The following is a 17,286-nucleotide window of genomic DNA, read 5'->3' as shown; positions in this document are numbered from 1 at the left end:
CTCGCGGCGCCAGCATGTGCTTTCGCGGACGAGCGAAGGAAACACGCAGCGTGAGAAGCGTCAATATATTTTACAGCAGACTGTAAAAAATTACAGGTCCATTGGTGCGACGCTGCGCCGAGCCGCGTCCAGCTTTTCGCGGGCGGTGTCGAGCAAGTCGCGCAGCGGTGCCTGGCGGCCGGCAGGCACATAAGGCAGCAGCGTCTCGACGATGCGGGTGGAAATATAGGGCTCCAGTTCCACGTCGCTGAGTTCGTCTTTCGACCAGAACAGGACCGCGGCCGTGACCCCGAGCCGGATCAGGCGGATCAGCAGCGCATGCGGATAGGCCGGGTCGAGATCGCCCGCCTCGGCCATCTGCTCCAGCGCCAGTGCGATCCGCCCTTCATAGACCGTCTCCAGGCCGACCAGGTCCGAATGTTCGAGCAGCACCGTCGCCAGCGCCCGGGCCATCGGCGGGTCGGCCAGGGTCAGTTCGGCCGCCATCCGCGCGAAGGTGCGCAGCATCGGCCAGCCGCCCTCGGGTGCGGCCTCGACCGCCGCTTCGAACAGCTTGGCGCTGCGCTCGCGCGCGGCGGTCGCGATCAGGCGGTTCTTGCTGCCATAGACATTGTAGAGCGTCTTTTCGGTCGTGCCGCTTTCGGCGGCGATCGTCCGCATCGAAACGCCGTCATGGCCGTGGAGGCCGGTCAGCCGGCAGGCGACGTCGAGGATGCGTTCATGCCGCGCGGCCTTGCGCGGCGTCAGCTTGGCGGTTCTGGAAAGCCCGGACATGGCACGAGCCATGGCGGCTAATCACCGTCTTGCCAAGACGCCGCCGCCGCCATGCGGCTCAGCTGCGGGTCGGCAGGCGAACCATCTGGCCGGAATAGACCACGGGGCCGGTCGGCAGGCCGGTCGGCGATCCACCCTTGGGTTCGACCGAAACCGCGATGGTCATGTCCTGCGCGGTGTCGAGGCGGAGCTGTTCGAGCGCCGGGCTGCCATCCTCCGGCATCAGCCCGAGCGACTTCGGCGCCGCCTTGCCCGCGATCACCCACAATTCCAAGCTGTGACCGGGCTTGTCGGCGACATTGACCGGGGTGACCTGAAGCCGGCCCGATACCTGATCATAGGTCACGAGCAGGGCCGGGGTGCCGCCCTTCTCGCTGAGCGCCGCGACCGACTGGATCGTTGCTCCGCCCCGTTCGGCGACCTGCGTCGCAGGGGCAGGCGGCGGGGCAGGCGGACGCAGCGCCATGCCGATGCTGCCCATCGCGACGAGAAGCGCGGCGGCGGTCGCCATCTGCCAGCGGCGCACCGCGCCATTGTCGTTCGCCGGTTGTCCGGCCGCAACGCGCGCCCAGACGCTCGCAGGCGGATCGACCGCTTCGACCGTCAGCAATAGCGGGGCAAGCCGGTCCTGCCAGGCCGCCACTGCGGCAACGGCGGCCGGATCGGTCAGCAGACGGCGCTGGAAGGCGCGCCGTTCGTCGGCGTCGAGCGTGCCGAGCACATATTCGCCAGCGATCGGATCGATATCCTCAGCCATCGAGGCATCCTCTCAGCCGGGCGAGGCCGCGATGCAGCCAGCTCTTGATGGTTCCGGTCGGATGGCCGAGCCGTTCGGCGAGTTCCTCGCGGCTCTCTCCATTGAGATAGGCGGCGAGGATCAGCGATCGCTGCTCGCTGTCCAGCCGTTCGAGACAGACCCGGAGTGCCGCCAGCTGTTCCGCCGAGACGGCATTGTCGGTCAGCGTATCGAAGTCGAAATCCTCGTCGCGCTGGCGACCCGCCGGGCGCTCGCGGCGGCGCAGGTCGATCGCGACGTTGCGCGCGATCGTCGCCGCCCAGGTGATCGGGCTGCCGCGCTGGGCATCGAACCCTGCGGCGTTGCGCCAGATCTTCGCATAGGCATCCTGCATCGCGTCTTCCGCTATCGACCGTTCGGGCAAGATACGCAGGATGACCCCGAAAAGTTTTGCCGAAGTGCGCTGGTAGAAGCGCGCAAAGGCCGCGCGGTCGCCATTGGCGATGGCCAGCAGCAGGTCGGGCAGCTCCTCAGCGGCCATCAGCGGCGCTCCCAGCGGGCGGCGGCATCGTCATCCTCCTTGCGCGCCTCGACCCAGCGGGCCGAGCCATCGTCGAAATGCTCCTTCTTCCAGAAGGGCGCGCGCGTCTTCAGCCAGTCGATCAGGAAGGCGGTGGCCTCCAGCGCTGCCGCCCGGTGCGGCGAGGCGGCGGCGACCAGGACGATGCGCTCGCCCGGCGCCAGCCGGCCATGGCGGTGGATCGCGGTCACGCCCAGCAGCGGCCAGCGCGCGCAGGCTTCCCCGGCGATGCGCGTCATCATCGCCCGCGTCATGGCCGGATGATGTTCGAGTTCGAGCGCGACCAGCCCATCGCCGCCGCGCACGACGCCGGTGAAGCTGGCGACCCCGCCGCCGCCGAGCGCTTCGAGCCGGGCGAGTTCGGCGCCTGCGTCGAAATCCTCGGCCCGGACGTCGATATGCAGGCTGCCGCTCATCCGCCCGTCACCGGTGGAAAGAGCGCGATTTCGCGGGCGCCGGCTATGGGCTGGTCCGGTTCGGCGAAGCGGTCGCCGATGGCGGCGCGGATGCGGGCTGGCTCGGCGAAGGCCTGGGCATAGCCGTCGCCGCGCGATGCGAGCCAGGCGACGAGGTCCGCAATGCTGATCACCTCTGGCGGCGGCGAGACGCTTTCGGCGCTGCACCCGATCGCTTCGCGGACCCTCGCGAAATAAAGGAGGTCGATCGCCATCCGGTCGCGCCTCAATCCATATGCCTGATGCCGACGCGCAGATAGTCCCAGCCGGTCAGCAGGGTGAGGACGGCGGCGGCCCACAGGCAGAACAGGCCGGTCGTCTCGATCCAGGCCCAGGCGGGCAGGGCGTTGCCGAGGATGATCGCGCCGAGCGAGATCAGCTGGAAGGTGGTCTTCCACTTGGCGAGCTGGCTGACCGGGACCGAGACCTGCACGCCCGCGAGAAACTCGCGCAGACCCGACACCGCGATCTCGCGCAGCAGGATGACCAGCGCTGCGATCGTCGCATAGCCCGATACGTCACGGTTGAGCACCAGCATCAGGATCACCGCCGCGACCATGATCTTGTCGGCGATCGGGTCGAGGAACACGCCCAGCTTGGAGACGGTGCCCTGCGCCCGCGCCAGATAGCCGTCGAAATAATCGGTGATGGCCATCAGCGAATAGAGGCCGAAGGCCACGCCATATTCGACGCGGCTGGGGTCCGGCCAGAGGAGGAAGACCAGAATCGGCACCGCCAGGATGCGCGAGAGCGTCAATATGTTCGGCAGGGTCAGCATGCGCCCATTGCTCTAGCGCGGAAGCGCCGCCGACATAAGCCCCCCGCTACAAGCTGATGGAACGCGTAACTCTCTGGGAAGGAAGGGGCGTCATATATCGTACATGGGTGGACGTTATCGGCTTGGCCCTTCCTGCTCCGCTCGGCTAAGGGAGGGCGACCGAGAGATGCCCGTAAACGAAATATAAGGCGCAGTATCCCCGCATGACCCCGACCTTCCGGCTTCTGGCCAAACGGCGGTTCCTGCCGTTGTTCGTCACGCAGTTTCTCGGCGCGTTCAACGACAACCTCTTCCGCACCGCGATGATCATGCTGGTCATCTACAAGATCTATAACGATCCGGCGCGCGAAGCCGCCTTCTCCGCCGTTGCAGGCGGGCTGTTCATCCTGCCCTTCTTCCTGTTCTCCGCCATGGCGGGACAACTCGCCGACAGCCACGACAAGGCCCGCATCATCCGGATCGTCAAGACCGCCGAGATCGCGATCATGGTGGTCGGCGCCGGCGGCCTCATTCTTCAGAACGTGCCGATGATGCTGGTCGCGCTGCTCTCCATGGGGGCGCACTCGACCTTCTTCGGTCCGATCAAATATGCGATCCTGCCCCAGCATCTGGAGGATGATCAGGTGCTTCCCGGCACGGGGCTGGTCGAAGCGGGTACCTATATCGCCATCCTTGCGGGTACGATCACCGGCGGCATCATAGCGTCCGAACATGCGGCCGTCGGTGTGCTAGTGGTCGCAGCTCTCGGCTGGTTCGCGGGTCGGCAGGTGCCCGCCGCGCCGCCGATGACCAGCGATGCCCGCGTCGATTTCCATGTCGTCCGCTCGTCGATCCGGCTGGTGTCCGATACGATGCACGTCCGCCGGCTGTTCCTGGCGATCCTCGCTATCAGCTTCTTCTGGGCGCAGGGCACGATCCTGGCCGCGCAATTCCCCCCTCTGGTCAAGAATGTCCTCGGCGCGAAGCAGGACGTCGCTACGATGTTTCTGGGCATCTTCTCGGTGGGCGTCGCGATCGGCTCGATCGCGATCAACCGCATCTTGAAGGGCGCGGTGTCGGCGCGTTGCTCACCGGTGGCGGCCCTCGTGATGGGCGCGTTCGTCTGCGATCTCTGGTGGACGTCACACCATTGGCCCGACCCGCAGGGCGCGCTGCGCGGGCTGGCGGACTTCATGGCGATGCCCAATGCGGAGCGCGTCCTGATCGATCTGCTGGGGGTGGCGGTCGCCGGCGGCATCTTCGTGGTGCCGCTCTACGCCTTCCTGACGACCACGGTCGCCAAAGCACAGACCGCACGAACCGTAGCCGCCAACAATATCGTCAATTCGGGCGCGATGGTCACGGCCACGCTGCTGCTGGCGGGGCTGGTCCATGTCGGCGTTTCGGTCGCCGAGACGTTGCTGATGGTTGCGGTCGGGAGCGTCGGCGCTTCCTTCCTCGCCTGGCGTCTGCACAAGGCGTGCGACTAAGCGCGTTTCAGGGGATGAGCGCGCCGAACGCGATCAGCCCGAAGACATAAGCGAGCAGGAAGAGGCGCACGTCATAGCGCCATCGGTCTTCGGTCGGATCGAACCTCACCGGTCGCACATGCAATGCGGGCGGCAAGGCCGTGAAGCCGTGCCGCCCGCATCAGTCGTCCGTCCTGTCCCGCGATAGGACAGACGATCCTCGATCAGTGCATCGCCGCCGTGGTGTCGGCGCCGTTGCCGGTCGACGCTTCGGCGCGTTGACGCAGCTTGCCGATATTGTCGCGGGCTTCGTCGATGCGGTCATGTGCCTTGCGCGACAGATCGTCTGTTGCCTTGCGCAGCTTGTCGGTGCCGTCGTTGATCACTTCGCGAACGCGGTCGCGGTTCATGAACAGGGCGACGCCCGCTGCAACCAGTCCGGCGATCACGCCAGCGGCGATCGACAGGCTCGTCCGGTCGGTCGGCACCTTCTTCGCGGCGCGGCTGGCGCGGGTGCGAACCGAGCGCACGACCTTCTGTGCTTCACGGGTCAGGGTCTCGCCCTGCATCGGCTGGGCCGTCTTGGCTGCGGCGCGCTTACGGGCGGTCGTCGCCGTCCTGGTGCCTTCATTCTTCGCTGCCGACCGGGTGCCGGTCGAACGCGCGCGCGTGCTGGTCGTCCTGGTAGCCATTGTTCATCTCCATATATTTCGCCGGTTTAAAACGTCCGGAGACGGGGAGAGTTCCTGACAGGGGCTGGCTGAACCCCGGCTGTCCGCTCTGGCGTGACGTGCGGCCTTTCTGTATTTGCTTTGTTCCATGGAGGGGTCTCAGCCAGCCAGTTTCGAACCGGATGCTCCCGCCGAGGGTGGCCGAAAGATCATCCATATCGACATGGATGCCTTTTACGCCTCGGTCGAACAGCGCGACGACCCATCGCTGCGGGGCAAGCCGGTCGCCGTCGGCGGCACGCGCGAGCGCGGCGTGGTGGCGGCCGCCAGCTACGAGGCGCGGCGCTACGGCGTGCGGTCTGCGATGGCGTCGGGTCTGGCGCGGCGCCTTTGTCCCGACCTGCTGTTCGTCCGGCCCCGGTTCGAGGTCTATCGCGAAGTCTCGCGCCAGATCCACGAAATCTTTGCCGGGTTCACCGACCTGATCGAGCCGCTGTCGCTCGACGAAGCCTATCTGGATGTGACGAGCAACCATCAGGGCGCTGCCACCGCGACCGAGGTGGCTCGGCTGATCCGGGCCCGGATCAAGGCGGAGACGGGCCTGACGGCGTCCGCCGGGGTCTCATACAACAAGTTCATCGCCAAGCTCGCGTCCGATCATAACAAGCCCGATGGCCTGTGCGTCGTCAGGCCCGATCAGGGGCTCTCCTTCATCGCGCCTTTGTCGGTCGGCCGTTTCCACGGCGTTGGGCCCGTTACCGCCGCCCGTATGGAAAAGCTCGGCATCCATACCGGTGCGGACCTACGCCGGTGCAGCCGTGAATTTCTGGCGCAGCAGTTCGGCAAGTCGGGCGACTATTTCTATCTCGCGGCCCGCGCTATCGACCATCGCCCGGTTCGCCCCGACCGGGTGCGCAAGTCGATCGGGTCGGAAAACACCTTCTTCCACGATCTGTTCACCCATGACGATCTTGCGGCGGCGCTGCGTGAATCGAGCGAGACCGTGGCGCGACACGCCGCGCGCACCGGCAAAGCCGGCCGGACCGTGTCGATCAAACTGCGCTACGCCGATTTCCGCACGCTGACCCGCGCCCGGACGCTGCCCGCACCGGTGTCGGACGTCGAGAGCCTCTACGACACCGCCCTGCAGCTGCTCGCGCCGCTGGAGCCGGTAGAGCAGGGGGTACGACTGCTCGGCGTGACGCTGTCCAATCTTGGCGAGGGCGAGGAGGAAATGGTGGTGACGGCCGAGCAATTGGCGCTGGCGCTCGAATGGGCCTAAGTCTCGGCAAGAAGGAGTCCTCTATGGCCACGACGCTGAGCATCGATTTCGTCTCGGACGTTTCCTGCCCCTGGTGCGTCATCGGATTGCGCGGGCTGGAACAGGCGCTCGAAGCGCTGGATGGCGAGGTGTCGGCCGAGATCCGTTTTCAGCCGTTCGAGCTCAGTCCGGGCATGGCCCCAGAGGGCGAGGATACCGGCGAGCATATCCAGCGCAAATATGGCAGCAGCCCGGAGAAATCGACCGAGCTCCGCGATATGATCCGCATGCGCGCTGCGGATCTGGGCTTCACGATGAACATGGAGCCGGGCCGCCGCATCTATAACACGTTCGACGCGCACCGCCTGCTTCATTGGGCGGGCCTGCAGGATCTCGACCGGCAGCGGGCGCTGAAACATGCGCTGTTCGCGATCTATTTTACCGAGGGCGGCAATCCGAGCGATCGTGCCGCGCTGCTCGATGCCACCGGTCGCGCGGGGCTGGATGTCGCGCAGGCGGCAGCGCTGCTCGATTCCGGCGCCCATGCGGATGACGTCCGCGAGGCGGAGCAGCTGTGGCAGCGTCAGGGAATCCAGTCGGTCCCGGCGGTCATCATCGACGGCCGCTACCTGATCTCCGGTGGGCAACCGGCAGAGGCGTTCGAGAAGGCGCTGCGCTCGATCGCCGCCGAGAAGGCGACCGCCTGAGCGGTCGGATCAGCCGGCGGCAGAGCCGTCGGGGAAGTCGACCATGATCTCGCCCGAAATATCCTCAAGCGCCTCGCGCAGGCGGTCGACCGAGACATCGGGCGGGAGCAGCAGGTTGGCGCGGCCCCGGAACAGCGGCGAACCCGACCAGGCGCTGCCTTCGATCTCGCTCGAAAAACCTTCGATGTTCACGTGGAGTCCGGCGAGCACGGTCGTCACTTCGCGGACGATGCCGGGCCGGTCCTGGCCGACGATCTCGATCGCGAGTAGGTCGCCCGAGCGGTCGTCTGCGGCGAGCGAGGGCGAAATCGAGACCGACAGACCGTTCGCGTCGATCGCGTTCGCCGACGCCTCCAGATCGCCGAGGCGGTCGGCTGGAAGCTCGACCAGCACCGATCCGACATATTGGCCGCCCAGCCGTGACAAATGGCTCTCCAGCCAGTTGCCGCCGACCTGATAAACGGCGTCGGCAAGCGCCTTGGTGAGGCCGGGGCGATCGCTGCCGACGACGGTCAGGATGACGGACTGGTTCATGGCTTCGCTCTCCATCTACATTTTCGTTCGTACGGCCGTGCTGTCGTGCGCGGTACGCCCGGTCATTCCGATCGCATCAGGCTCCAGCCTATCTCGATTCCGTCGGCGGGAACCGATCCGGCGATGACCAGCTGGCGGATCGCCTGCGGCCGGCCGCGCGAATCGATCCAGATGCTGTCCTCGATCGCGACCTCACCGCCGCTCGCGCGGAAGCGCCACAGCGCGCCCTCCGCGATCCGCAGCAGCGCGCCGCTGCCATCGGCGGTCGCCGATACGTCGACCTCGGGCGCCAGATGGAAGCGGATGGCGTAGCTCGTGTCGTCGTCCTTGGCGCGCCGGCCTGCGGGGAGAAGATGATCCTCTCCCTTCACCTGGCGACCGCCCTGCGCGATCTGGATCACCCGGCGATGCGCGAAACCGAAGCGCCGGACATAGCCATCATGGCGCATGTCGATCCGGCTGCCCTGCATATCCTCGCGGCGCTCGACCTCGACCTCCGTCACGCCCTTGCCGAGTGTGCCATCGGCATGGACCGCGGTGGAGTTGCTGTCGGCCAGCACCAGCGTCGAATGGGCCGCCGTGCTGCGCAGCGCCTGAGCCAGTTCGGGATGCAGCGCATTATTGGCGCCGCGCCCGCCACCGCAATTGACGATCAGCCGCCAGGGCCCGTCCGACATCTCCATCGCCAGCGTCGAGGCGCAGGCATTGCGCGCGAAACGCGACACCGGCGGCGGGGCGGCGTCGACGATGATCCGGGTGTGGCCGTTCGCCAGCCGCTGATAGCCCCAGTCGCGTGACTGGCGCAGCGGTCGGCCGCGAATACCCGATCCCGCCACCACGGCATCGATCCGCCCGCCGTCGACAGGCGCCGCGCCCTGCCAACTCGACAGGCCGCCATCGCCCATGGTGAGGCCCAGCAGCGGTGGCACCGCGCGGGTGAGGGCTTCGAGCAGCGGCGCCGGGAAGCGCTGGCCGCGCATCTCATAATATTTGCGCAGCATCGCCAGCAGGCCGATGAGGTCCATCTGCTCGATCGGCGAGCGGCTGACGATGCCGCCATCGGGATGGAGCGCAGCGTCGAGAGCGCGACCCAGTCCCTGCTCACCGTGTATCTGGCGTAACTCTCCGCCGGGGATCAGCAGCCCTGCGGCGGTGACGCCGGCCCAGGCGGCGACGCGGGGCAATCCCGGCGCAGCCTTGTCGGCGCTCCGGTCGAGATGCTTGGCGCCGCGGCTCAGCGTGTTGAGCACGGGCCCGCGCAGTTCGTCGGTCGAGACGATCAGCGGCGCGTGGCAGCCCCAGAAGAGGATGCGGCGGCCCCACAGGTCGGGGCGCCAGGCCGCCTCATGCACCTGCTTGCCGCAATTTTCGAGCCAGCGGCGGGTCAGCAGTTCGGCGATCGGCGCGACGCGCAGCCGGGGTCCTGCCGCGCTCAGGTCGCGCAGCCAGGCAAAGCTCTGCAGATGATCGCTGAACGCCGGTGAGATGGTGCGGGGACGGAAATCGAAGGTCTCGATCGCGACGCTTTCGCCCTGCCAGAGAATTTCCCCGTCGAGCATGGCGCCTCCCAGGCGCACCAGCCCCTCGATCGGGTCGACCGGCACGTCGAGCAGCTTCAGCGGATAGCGGCCCCGCAACCGGAAATTGTGTACCGGGGTCCGCCAGGACAGAGCGTGGAGGCGCCCGGAAACGCGCTCTGCCAGCGAATGGCTGCGGTCATGCTCGACGCGGATCAGGCGTCGGCCGGGCTCAACGCCGTCGTCGAAGCCGGGCCCGTCGCTCATCGCCTTATGCTCAGCCTTTCCTGAGGCCGGCGATATTGGCGGCGTAGCAGTCGGGGCCGCCCCGGAAGGTCGCCGTCCCCGCGACCAGCGCGGTGGCACCGGCCGCGATCACGCGCGGCGCCGTGTTCGCATCGACGCCGCCATCGACCTCGAGTTCGATAGGCTTGCCGGTCTTGTCGATCATCTTGCGGATCGCCTCGATCTTGCGCAGTTGGCCCTCGATGAAGCTCTGTCCGCCGAAGCCGGGGTTCACGCTCATCACCAGCACCAGGTCGATGTCCTCGATCAGATAGTCGAGCATCTTGGCGGGCGTCGCCGGGTTGAGCGAGATGCCGGCCTTCTTGCCGAGCGCCTTGATCCGCTGGACGGTGCGGTGGACGTGGGGGCCTGCCTCCGGGTGGACGGTGATGATGTCCGCACCCGCATTGGCGAAGTCCTCGAGGAAGGCGTCGACCGGCGAGATCATCAGGTGAACGTCGAACGGCTTGGTCGTGTGGGGGCGCAGCGCCTTCACCACCGCCGGACCGATCGTGATGTTGGGGACGAAGTGGCCGTCCATCACATCGACGTGAATCCAGTCGGCGCCTGCTGCGTCGATGGCGCGAACTTCCTCGCCGAGGCGGGCGAAGTCGGCGGAGAGGATCGAAGGCGATATCTTTACGGGCTGGGTCATATCCGTTCCGATTAGCCATGTGGGCAGGGCCGGGCAAGGTCGGAGGGCCGTGCGCCGGACACTGTCTGTCTCCCATCGGGAAGGCAGGAAGTGGTCAGAGCCCCAGCTGTGTCCGGTCGACCGTGGCCGCGACAAGTTCTGCGCGCGACGCCGCCTGGCGATATTCGGCGTCGATCTGGCGTAGCCGCGCGTCGGCAGCCGTCTCCTCACGCAGGTTGACGAGCAGGAAGTCGCTGGCGCCCAGCTGGAAACGGCGACGTTCCGCTTCCGCCATGCGGTTCGCCAGTCGTGCTTCGTCGGCGGCAAGGTTCACCAGTTTGGACGTCGCGTCGACCTGGATGGAGAAGGCGCGGATCTCGACCTGGATCTGTTCCGACAGCAGCTTGCGGCGCAGCGCCAGGCTTTGGGCCTCGGCCTCGGCTTCGGCGATGCGGCCGCGCGCCTGGCGGCGCTGCAACGGGACGGAGAAGCGCAGGCCGACGATGGTCTCGGTCGGTGAGCGGCTCGACCCGCCGAGCCCGGCCGGCCCGATGTCCTTGCTCGTCTCGGCCCGCACGTCGAGGCGCGGGGAGAGTTCATTTTCGGCCAGTTGGATCTTGGTGCGGTTCTGGTCGAGGCGAACGAGGATCGCGTCGAGATCGGGCCGGGAGATCGGCATGCCTTCGAGCGCGCTGGTCGGCGGGAGCGTGAACGTCGGAAAACTGACCGGCAGCCGGGAGCGGTCGACGACGACGGGGGTGCCGGCATCGTCGCGCAGAAACAGCGACAGGCTGTTGGCCGCCGCCGCGAGATCCTGTTCGGCCCGCACCAGCAGCGCTTCGCGCCGGATCATGTTCTGACGGTTCTCGGTCGCAAGGATGTCGGGCCGTGAGCCGCGCGCCACCTGTTGCTCGATCGACTGCTGCCGGTCGGTCGCCAGCTTCAGCAGATCGCGATAGATGGCAACGCGCTGACCCGCCGCCACCCAGTTCTGATAGGCGTCGATCGCACGCCGCTGAACGCCGATCGCGACCATTTGGCGGTCGAGCCGCGCGATGTCGATGTCGCGCTCGGCGATCGATAGCTTGGCCCGGCGATCATCGATGAAGCGGTCGCGCAGCAGTGCGAAATAGCCGCCCAGCTTCACCTCGCCGAGCCGGTTGGTGAAGGACTTGTCTTCATAGATCGGAAAGTCGCCGCGCGAGACGCGATAGCCAGCATAGAGGCCGCCGCCATTGTTGAGCAGCGGCTGGCTCGCCTTGCCCTCGACGATCGTGCCGTCATAGGTGCCGGTCAGCCGACTGGTCGCATCGGCTTCGAACAGCAGGTCGAACGCGCCTTGTGCCGAGAGCCGCCGCCCTTCCACCTGCCGCTGCTTGGCGATCGCGTCGAGGATCGCCGGCGCGTGCTGCGCAGAGGAGCGCAGCAGTTCATCGAGCGTCAGCGGGGTGGCTGCGCCGGCCGGAGCCGCCAGCAGACCCAGCAAGGCCAGAACCGGCAGCAGCCAGCGGGTCATTTGGCGGTGTCCTTCGCGGAGTCGGCCTTGGCCGCATAGCCCGCTTCGGCTTCCTGCGCCGGGCGGCGGAACTCGAGCGGGAAGTCGTTGAGCTGACGCCAGAGTTCGTAGCCGAGCGACACCGTCTCCATCTGGATCCAGCCGCGCACTTTCGCGCCTACGCGGACATAGGCGGCGGCCGGCCAGGGGGCCTTGCCGGGGGTTTCTTCGATGATGACACGAAACAGGCCGGTGGCCTGGGCGGACGGGTCGATCGAGCGGACCCGCCCGTCGAACATGCCCTGCGCGACCGAAGGCCAGCCGCTGAACTGGATCGCTGGCCAGCCTTCGAAGGCCAGCCGCACGGGCCGGCCGGGCCGGACAAGCGCGATGTCACGACCGTCGATCATCAACTCGATAACGCGGGCGGGGGTTTCCGGTGCGAGCATCGCAAGCTGGCTGCCTGCGCTGACCAGCGTGGCGCCCGCGACCGCATTGATCGACTGGATGCGACCGTCGCGCGGGGCGGTGACGAGCAGCGCGGACTGGCGGTTGAGGGCGAGATCGGCGCGGTTGAGCTTGGCGCGCGACTCTGCCAGCTTGGCACGCTGTTCGGCGACCTTGATCTGCGTCGCTTCATAATCGCGCCGCGCGATCAGCCCCTCCGAAAGGAGCTGCGCCGACCGGTTAACGTCGAGCTGGGCGACGGCGATCGCCTGCTCCACGGACGCGACCTCGGCCGCCACCTGCGCCCGTTCGGCCTGCAGGCGGGCGACCACATTGGGGTCGTTGTCGACGAGCAGGGCAATCTTGTCGCCCTTCGCCACCACCTGACCGTCCTGCACGAACCATTTTTCGACACGTCCCGGTACGAGGGCGGTGATCGGCTGGACACGGTCGAGCGGCGACAGGGCAATCACCTGCCCGGTACCGGCTGAGGTCTGCACCCAGGGCACGATGAACAGCAGGACCGCGATGATACTGATCGCGATGCCCAGCATCCACGCGATGACGCGCGCCATCCTGGGTGGCTGGAGCGAATCCAGCGTGCGGAAGTGCCGGATATGTTCAGGCCTGAAGGGCATTAGCCGATCCTTCCCGCTTGGCCGTTTCCATGAGTTCTGTATCGGTTGCGCATCGCGTCTGGCTGGTCGTGCCGATCCAGAGGTAGCCGTCACGCACGATGCCTTGCGGGCGGCGCGTGAACTGCAGCACGGTCGTTCCGCTTTCGCGCAGCCTGGTGAGTGCACGGTTCAGGCAGTCCGGCGGCATCAGATCGTAGAGTGGGGACAGTACCAGCAGCTTCGGGCGCGCGAGCAAGGCCGCCGCCAGCTTGAGCGCGATCAACTCGCCGACCGACAGCGGCCAGCCCGAGCTGGAGATGATCGTATCGAGGCCCTTTTCGAGGCTGCTGATCCGCCCGGCCAGATCGACCGTCTCCAGCACGCCGATCATCCCGTCCTGCGTGCCGGAAGCGGCCAGGCGCAGATAGTCGCGGATCGACATTTCGACGAAGCTGGGGCGGTCGAACACCATGATGTCGGCGCGGAGCCGATACATGTCGAAGCCGGAAATATCTCCGCCCCCGATCAGCACCATGCCGCGCCGCGCCACGGCGTGCCGCTTGAGCAGGCGTGACAGCGAGCCTTCCACGCCCGCCGCCGCCATGACCACCAGCTGCTCGCCGCTCTCGATCGAGAAGTCGAACCGATGGTCGCCATATTCGGCGCCGCGCAGCCTCACCGCACCGTCGACCGGACCGGTGCCGCCCGTCTGCCCCTGTTCCTGCGGGATCTCCCAGAACAGCGACAGCTCCTCGAGCCCGGCGGCGAACTCGTACAGTGCCTCGAGATAGGTTCCGAATTGCGAGATGCCGTAGAAGACCCCGGACAGGATCAGTTCGGCCGCGACCAGCTGGCCGATCGACAATTCGCCGCGGATGATCAGCCACCCGCCCAAAGCGAGCAGCGTGGCGCTGGCGAGCGCGTAGATCAGCAGCAGGGCGATCGTCTGTGCGAAGGTGTAGCTGAAATGCTTGCGGTGGGCCGCGACATAGCCCGCCGTCAGCGTTTCCGAGCGCTGGATGGCGTAGGCCAGGTGACGACTCGACTTGTAGAATCCGTTCGAGCCGCCGACACTTTCGAGCCAGTGGGCTGCACTGTGCTTCGCCTGGCTCTTCTCGACCGCGCTCGAGATGGCTGCGGACGCCCAGAACTGCCAGACAAGCAACAGCAGGAGGACCAGGACCGCGTTGAAGGCGAGGAAAAAGGGATGATAGAAGCTGGTCACTGCCAGCCCGATCACGCCCTGAAGCGCGATGGTAAACCCGCCGATGATGAGGCTGGGCAGCGCCTTCTGCACAGTCATCAGGTCGAAATAGCGGTTAAACAGGTCGCCGCGCAGCGCGTCGGTGAAAAAGGGGTTCTGCGCGTGCACCGCGCGCAGCGTGATCTCCGCGACGATGCGGGCGAACCAGCGCCGCTCGAACCGCGCCATAAGGTGGATGCGGATTGCGGACAGGATGCCCGACAGCGCGAGCAGCAGGAACAGGATCAGCGCCAGGGTGAACAGCGGTGCGGGCAGGGCGGTGTTCGCGACCGAATTGATCAGCAGCTGGACCGAGATCGGGGTTGCGAGCGACAGCAACGAGATCGCCACGCCATAGACGGCGGCGATCTTGAGATAGCCGGCGTCCGGGGCGAGGACGAGCTTGATCCAGCCCCGCAGCGCTCTCACCCCATAATTTTGTCCCGCCACCATGACCTCCCAATTCGCTGTCCTAAGGTGGTATCGCCGATCAATATGTCTAGCCCGACCTCAGCTATATGTTCGATAGGTATTTCCTATTGGTTGCACTGCAGCAAAACTTTGTCACGCAATCGTTTGCCTCAACATCTCCGCCAGAGCAAGAAATGCCGGTGCGCGGCCCGAGCCCGCGCGCCAGACCAGACCGATCTCGCGATAATAGCGGCCTTCGGCAAAGGGGCGGACGACGACGTCGTCGTCCTCACGCACTTCCTGCCGCACATAGCGCTCGGGCAGCAGAGCCAGACCCATGCCCATGCCCGCCATCTGGCGGATGGCGTCGAGGCTGGTTCCCTCATAATCACGCAGAACCTGCGCATCGGCTGCGGCGGCCAGTGCCATGATCTGATCGCTCATCCGATATTCGGGCTGCAGCGTGAGCAGCCCCCGTCCGCGCAGGTCGTCGAGCCCGATGCCGTCCGCCTCACGGAGCGGGTCGTCTGCCGCCATGGCGATCAGCAGCGGCTCGCGGAACAGTGACTCGATGTGCAGATTGCCGCCATCGACGGGCAATTGCACCAGGATGACGTCGTGAATCCCGCTCAGCAGATTCTCGGTCAGCCTGTTGGGCAATCCCTCGCGAACATGGACCCTGAGCGAAGGGCTTACCGAGTGAAGTCGCGCCACGACCTGCGGGAGCACATAGGGCCCCAGGGTCGGGCTGACGCCCAGTCGGATCGTCCCGACCAGCGGATCGTCCGACCGACGCGCGGTGGCGACGAAATTGTCGACTTCCACCAACACCCGGCGCGCTGCTGCGACGGCCTCCCTGCCCAGCGGGGTCAATATCGCGCGCCGTCCGCGTTCCACGATCCGCCCGTTGAGCAGGCGTTCGATCTGGTGGATCTGTTCCGAGAAGCTCGGCTGGGACACGCCCTCGGCCGCGGCCCCGCGCGTGAAGCTGCCATGATCGGCCAGGGCGACCAGATAGCGCAGCTGTCTTAGCGTCGGGTTCATCGCGCGAGTTTAGCGCACCCGCCGGGTTTGCAGAAGGGCGGGTGGATGCCCCGTGCGGGATCAGTGCGCGGCGCTGGTGTCGACGTCGGCCGGCGGCCTGGGAGAAAACCAGATGATCAGAGCGGCCACGATGAAGATGACCGTCGACGCGGCAAACAGCTGGGTGGTCGCCAGGGTTGCGCTTTCCTGGTCGACCAGTCGCTCGATCCTCGACAGCGCCTGTTCGACGCTCATGCCCATCGACGCCAGAACCGACTGGGTTTCGCCGGGCTGCAGGGTCGAAGCGAGGTCGTTGCGCGCAACGCGGGTGCTGTTGTCCCACCATGTGCTGGAGAGCGACGTGGCGATCGCCCCCGCCATGGTGCGCAGGAAGTTCATCACCCCGGCGGCCGAGGCGGTTTCCTCGGGATCGACCGCGCCCAGTGCGATGATCGTGACCGGCACGATGAAGAAGGGCAGGCCGAAGCCCTGCATCAGCTGCGGGAGGGCCAGCGTCCAGAAGTCGGCTTCGCTGGTCCATAGCGCACGGGGAATGCAGGCGAGTCCCATCGACACGATGCCGAAGCAGACGATGGCGCGCGGATCATATCTCTCGGTCAGTTTGGCCGCGACCGGGGACATGACCACGGCGAGGACGCCGGTGAAAGCGGTCGCGTAGCCGGCCCAGGTCGCGGTGTAGCCCATGCTCGTCTGCAGCCATTGCGGGATGATTACTGCCGAGGCGAAGAATGTCCCAAAGGCAAAAGCGAGACTGGCGACCGCGACGGCGAAGCCACGGTGCCGGAACACCCGGATGTTCACGATAGGCTCTTTCTCGGTAATCTCCCAGATCAGAAAGACGACGAAGCCGATCGCCGCGACGATGCCCAGGCTGACGATGAAGCCGTCTTCGAACCAGTCATGCTCCCGGCCCAGGTCGAGCATCAGCTGAAGCGCGCCGATCCACAGGACCAGCAGGACGAGGCCGACCATGTCGACGCCCATCCTGACCCGAAGCGTTTCCGACCTGGCGAGCATGATCGACGCACCGGCGGCACAGAACAGCGCGACCGGGATGTTGATGAAGAAGATCCAGTTCCACGACCAGTTGTCACTGATCAGGCCGCCGAGGATCGGGCCGAGCACGGGCGCGACAACGGTCGTCATCGCCCAGATGCCCATGGCCTGGCCATGTTTCTCCTTCGGAAAGATGCGCAGCAGCAGCGTCTGGCTGAGCGGCATCAGCGGGCCGCCGCACAGTCCCTGTCCGACGCGGCAGGCCACCAGCATGGTCAGCGTGGTCGAAAGCCCGCAGAGGACGGAGAAGATCCCGAAGCCGAGCATGGCGACGGCAAAAGTGCGGACAGCGCCGAAGCGCATCGCCAGCCAGCCGGTCAACGGAACGCAGATTGCCTCTGCCACGGCATAGGAGGTGATGATCCACGTCCCCTGGGACGGCGAGATGCCCAGCGATCCGGCGATGTGCGGGACCGAGACATTGGCGATGGTCGTATCGAGCACGACCATGAAATTGGCGAGAGCCAGCACGATCCCGGCGGCGAGCAGGCGTCCACCGCGCAGCGTCTCGGCGGGAAGATCATTGGGTGCCATCACCGGACTCCGAAGGCGGATTGCGAGTCGAACGCTGTACTAGGCCGTACAGTTTTCGC

At 66.5% G+C, this 17,286-nt stretch carries 18 protein-coding genes; 3 read left to right on the top strand and 15 right to left on the bottom strand.

Annotation, left to right across the window (positions count from 1 at the left end):
• Positions 1-90 precede the first annotated feature (90 nt).
• From ACNI3R_RS00780 to pgsA, 6 genes are read right to left on the bottom strand one after another with little or no spacing between them, the layout of a single operon-like run.
• A complete protein-coding gene (locus ACNI3R_RS00780; protein WP_426179092.1) occupies positions 91-774 on the bottom strand; it encodes a TetR/AcrR family transcriptional regulator in 684 nt (227 codons plus the stop codon).
• A 58-nt stretch (positions 775-832) separates the two neighbouring features.
• Complete coding sequence (locus ACNI3R_RS00775; RefSeq protein ID WP_426179091.1) at positions 833-1,531, bottom strand: anti-sigma factor; 699 nt, start codon at positions 1,529-1,531, stop codon at positions 833-835.
• Positions 1,524-2,051, bottom strand: a complete 528-nt coding sequence (locus ACNI3R_RS00770) for a sigma-70 family RNA polymerase sigma factor (protein WP_426179089.1) — start codon at positions 2,049-2,051, stop codon at positions 1,524-1,526. Before ACNI3R_RS00770 ends, ACNI3R_RS00775 begins: the two co-directional genes overlap by 8 nt.
• Positions 2,051-2,506: a molybdenum cofactor biosynthesis protein MoaE gene (locus ACNI3R_RS00765; RefSeq protein ID WP_426179088.1), complete on the bottom strand. Its 456-nt coding sequence runs from the start codon at positions 2,504-2,506 to the stop codon at positions 2,051-2,053. The genes ACNI3R_RS00770 and ACNI3R_RS00765 overlap by 1 nt, the downstream gene beginning before the upstream one ends.
• A complete protein-coding gene (locus ACNI3R_RS00760) occupies positions 2,503-2,760 on the bottom strand; it encodes a MoaD/ThiS family protein (RefSeq protein ID WP_426179086.1) in 258 nt (85 codons plus the stop codon). The genes ACNI3R_RS00765 and ACNI3R_RS00760 overlap by 4 nt, the downstream gene beginning before the upstream one ends.
• 11 nt (positions 2,761-2,771) lie before the next feature.
• On the bottom strand, positions 2,772-3,323 hold the full coding sequence (gene pgsA / locus ACNI3R_RS00755; protein ID WP_426179084.1) for a CDP-diacylglycerol--glycerol-3-phosphate 3-phosphatidyltransferase: 552 nt from the start codon (positions 3,321-3,323) through the stop codon (positions 2,772-2,774).
• Positions 3,324-3,526: 203 nt separating this feature from the next.
• On the opposite strand from pgsA, the gene ACNI3R_RS00750 reads away from it, so the two are divergent.
• Complete coding sequence (locus ACNI3R_RS00750; RefSeq protein ID WP_426179082.1) at positions 3,527-4,792, top strand: MFS transporter; 1,266 nt, start codon at positions 3,527-3,529, stop codon at positions 4,790-4,792.
• A 203-nt stretch (positions 4,793-4,995) separates the two neighbouring features.
• Here ACNI3R_RS00750 and ACNI3R_RS00745 read toward each other — a convergent pair whose 3' ends face one another.
• Complete coding sequence (locus tag ACNI3R_RS00745) at positions 4,996-5,463, bottom strand: hypothetical protein (RefSeq protein WP_426179080.1); 468 nt, start codon at positions 5,461-5,463, stop codon at positions 4,996-4,998.
• A gap of 127 nt (positions 5,464-5,590) precedes the next feature.
• Here ACNI3R_RS00745 and dinB point away from each other — a divergent pair, with 127 nt between their 5' ends.
• Complete coding sequence (dinB, locus tag ACNI3R_RS00740; RefSeq protein ID WP_426179078.1) at positions 5,591-6,724, top strand: DNA polymerase IV; 1,134 nt, start codon at positions 5,591-5,593, stop codon at positions 6,722-6,724.
• 23 nt (positions 6,725-6,747) lie between these two features.
• Positions 6,748-7,410, top strand: a complete 663-nt coding sequence (locus ACNI3R_RS00735; RefSeq protein ID WP_426179077.1) for a DsbA family oxidoreductase — start codon at positions 6,748-6,750, stop codon at positions 7,408-7,410.
• Positions 7,411-7,419: 9 nt separating this feature from the next.
• Here the strand turns inward: ACNI3R_RS00735 and ACNI3R_RS00730 are convergent, their stop codons facing one another.
• The 8 genes from ACNI3R_RS00730 to ACNI3R_RS00695 form a co-directional block, all read right to left on the bottom strand.
• The gene (locus tag ACNI3R_RS00730) at positions 7,420-7,944 is read right to left on the bottom strand and encodes a glycine cleavage system transcriptional repressor (protein ID WP_426179075.1); all 525 of its coding nucleotides are present in this window, start codon (positions 7,942-7,944) and stop codon (positions 7,420-7,422) included.
• A gap of 62 nt (positions 7,945-8,006) precedes the next feature.
• Positions 8,007-9,728 (bottom strand): heparinase II/III family protein, encoded by a 1,722-nt coding sequence (locus ACNI3R_RS00725; RefSeq protein WP_426179074.1) that lies wholly within the window; start codon positions 9,726-9,728, stop codon positions 8,007-8,009.
• 10 nt (positions 9,729-9,738) lie between these two features.
• Positions 9,739-10,401, bottom strand: coding sequence for a ribulose-phosphate 3-epimerase (rpe, locus tag ACNI3R_RS00720; RefSeq protein WP_426179073.1), 663 nt, complete (start codon positions 10,399-10,401; stop codon positions 9,739-9,741).
• Positions 10,402-10,495: 94 nt separating this feature from the next.
• Positions 10,496-11,896 carry a TolC family protein gene (locus ACNI3R_RS00715; protein WP_426179072.1) on the bottom strand — a complete coding sequence of 467 codons (1,401 nt, stop codon included), beginning with the start codon at positions 11,894-11,896 and terminating at the stop codon, positions 10,496-10,498.
• On the bottom strand, positions 11,893-12,960 hold the full coding sequence (locus ACNI3R_RS00710) for an efflux RND transporter periplasmic adaptor subunit (protein WP_426179071.1): 1,068 nt from the start codon (positions 12,958-12,960) through the stop codon (positions 11,893-11,895). The genes ACNI3R_RS00715 and ACNI3R_RS00710 overlap by 4 nt, the downstream gene beginning before the upstream one ends.
• Positions 12,944-14,635: an ABC transporter transmembrane domain-containing protein gene (locus tag ACNI3R_RS00705; RefSeq protein ID WP_426179069.1), complete on the bottom strand. Its 1,692-nt coding sequence runs from the start codon at positions 14,633-14,635 to the stop codon at positions 12,944-12,946. The genes ACNI3R_RS00710 and ACNI3R_RS00705 overlap by 17 nt, the downstream gene beginning before the upstream one ends.
• Before the next feature lie 111 nt (positions 14,636-14,746).
• Entirely contained in the window at positions 14,747-15,637 is an 891-nt protein-coding gene (locus ACNI3R_RS00700; protein WP_426179067.1) for a hydrogen peroxide-inducible genes activator, read from the bottom strand.
• 60 nt (positions 15,638-15,697) lie between these two features.
• On the bottom strand, positions 15,698-17,227 hold the full coding sequence (locus ACNI3R_RS00695) for a DHA2 family efflux MFS transporter permease subunit (protein ID WP_426179065.1): 1,530 nt from the start codon (positions 17,225-17,227) through the stop codon (positions 15,698-15,700).
• Positions 17,228-17,286: the final 59 nt, after the last annotated feature.

It is taken from the genome of Rhizorhabdus antheiae, from assembly GCF_049889055.1.
In the GTDB taxonomy this organism is placed as follows: Bacteria; Pseudomonadota; Alphaproteobacteria; order Sphingomonadales; family Sphingomonadaceae; genus Rhizorhabdus.
This window is presented reverse-complemented; position numbering and strand designations above follow the sequence as displayed.

Coding starts and splice junctions, on each gene's coding strand:
- ACNI3R_RS00780 (WP_426179092.1), bottom strand. CDS start 774: ATGTCCGGGCTTTCCAGAACCGCCAAGCTGACGCCGCGCAAGGCCGCG.
- ACNI3R_RS00775 (WP_426179091.1), bottom strand. CDS start 1,531: ATGGCTGAGGATATCGATCCGATCGCTGGCGAATATGTGCTCGGCACG.
- ACNI3R_RS00770 (WP_426179089.1), bottom strand. CDS start 2,051: ATGGCCGCTGAGGAGCTGCCCGACCTGCTGCTGGCCATCGCCAATGGC.
- ACNI3R_RS00765 (WP_426179088.1), bottom strand. CDS start 2,506: ATGAGCGGCAGCCTGCATATCGACGTCCGGGCCGAGGATTTCGACGCA.
- ACNI3R_RS00760 (WP_426179086.1), bottom strand. CDS start 2,760: ATGGCGATCGACCTCCTTTATTTCGCGAGGGTCCGCGAAGCGATCGGG.
- pgsA (WP_426179084.1), bottom strand. CDS start 3,323: ATGCTGACCCTGCCGAACATATTGACGCTCTCGCGCATCCTGGCGGTG.
- ACNI3R_RS00750 (WP_426179082.1), top strand. CDS start 3,527: ATGACCCCGACCTTCCGGCTTCTGGCCAAACGGCGGTTCCTGCCGTTG.
- ACNI3R_RS00745 (WP_426179080.1), bottom strand. CDS start 5,463: ATGGCTACCAGGACGACCAGCACGCGCGCGCGTTCGACCGGCACCCGG.
- dinB (WP_426179078.1), top strand. CDS start 5,591: ATGGAGGGGTCTCAGCCAGCCAGTTTCGAACCGGATGCTCCCGCCGAG.
- ACNI3R_RS00735 (WP_426179077.1), top strand. CDS start 6,748: ATGGCCACGACGCTGAGCATCGATTTCGTCTCGGACGTTTCCTGCCCC.
- ACNI3R_RS00730 (WP_426179075.1), bottom strand. CDS start 7,944: ATGAACCAGTCCGTCATCCTGACCGTCGTCGGCAGCGATCGCCCCGGC.
- ACNI3R_RS00725 (WP_426179074.1), bottom strand. CDS start 9,728: ATGAGCGACGGGCCCGGCTTCGACGACGGCGTTGAGCCCGGCCGACGC.
- rpe (WP_426179073.1), bottom strand. CDS start 10,401: ATGACCCAGCCCGTAAAGATATCGCCTTCGATCCTCTCCGCCGACTTC.
- ACNI3R_RS00715 (WP_426179072.1), bottom strand. CDS start 11,896: ATGACCCGCTGGCTGCTGCCGGTTCTGGCCTTGCTGGGTCTGCTGGCG.
- ACNI3R_RS00710 (WP_426179071.1), bottom strand. CDS start 12,960: ATGCCCTTCAGGCCTGAACATATCCGGCACTTCCGCACGCTGGATTCG.
- ACNI3R_RS00705 (WP_426179069.1), bottom strand. CDS start 14,635: ATGGTGGCGGGACAAAATTATGGGGTGAGAGCGCTGCGGGGCTGGATC.
- ACNI3R_RS00700 (WP_426179067.1), bottom strand. CDS start 15,637: ATGAACCCGACGCTAAGACAGCTGCGCTATCTGGTCGCCCTGGCCGAT.
- ACNI3R_RS00695 (WP_426179065.1), bottom strand. CDS start 17,227: ATGGCACCCAATGATCTTCCCGCCGAGACGCTGCGCGGTGGACGCCTG.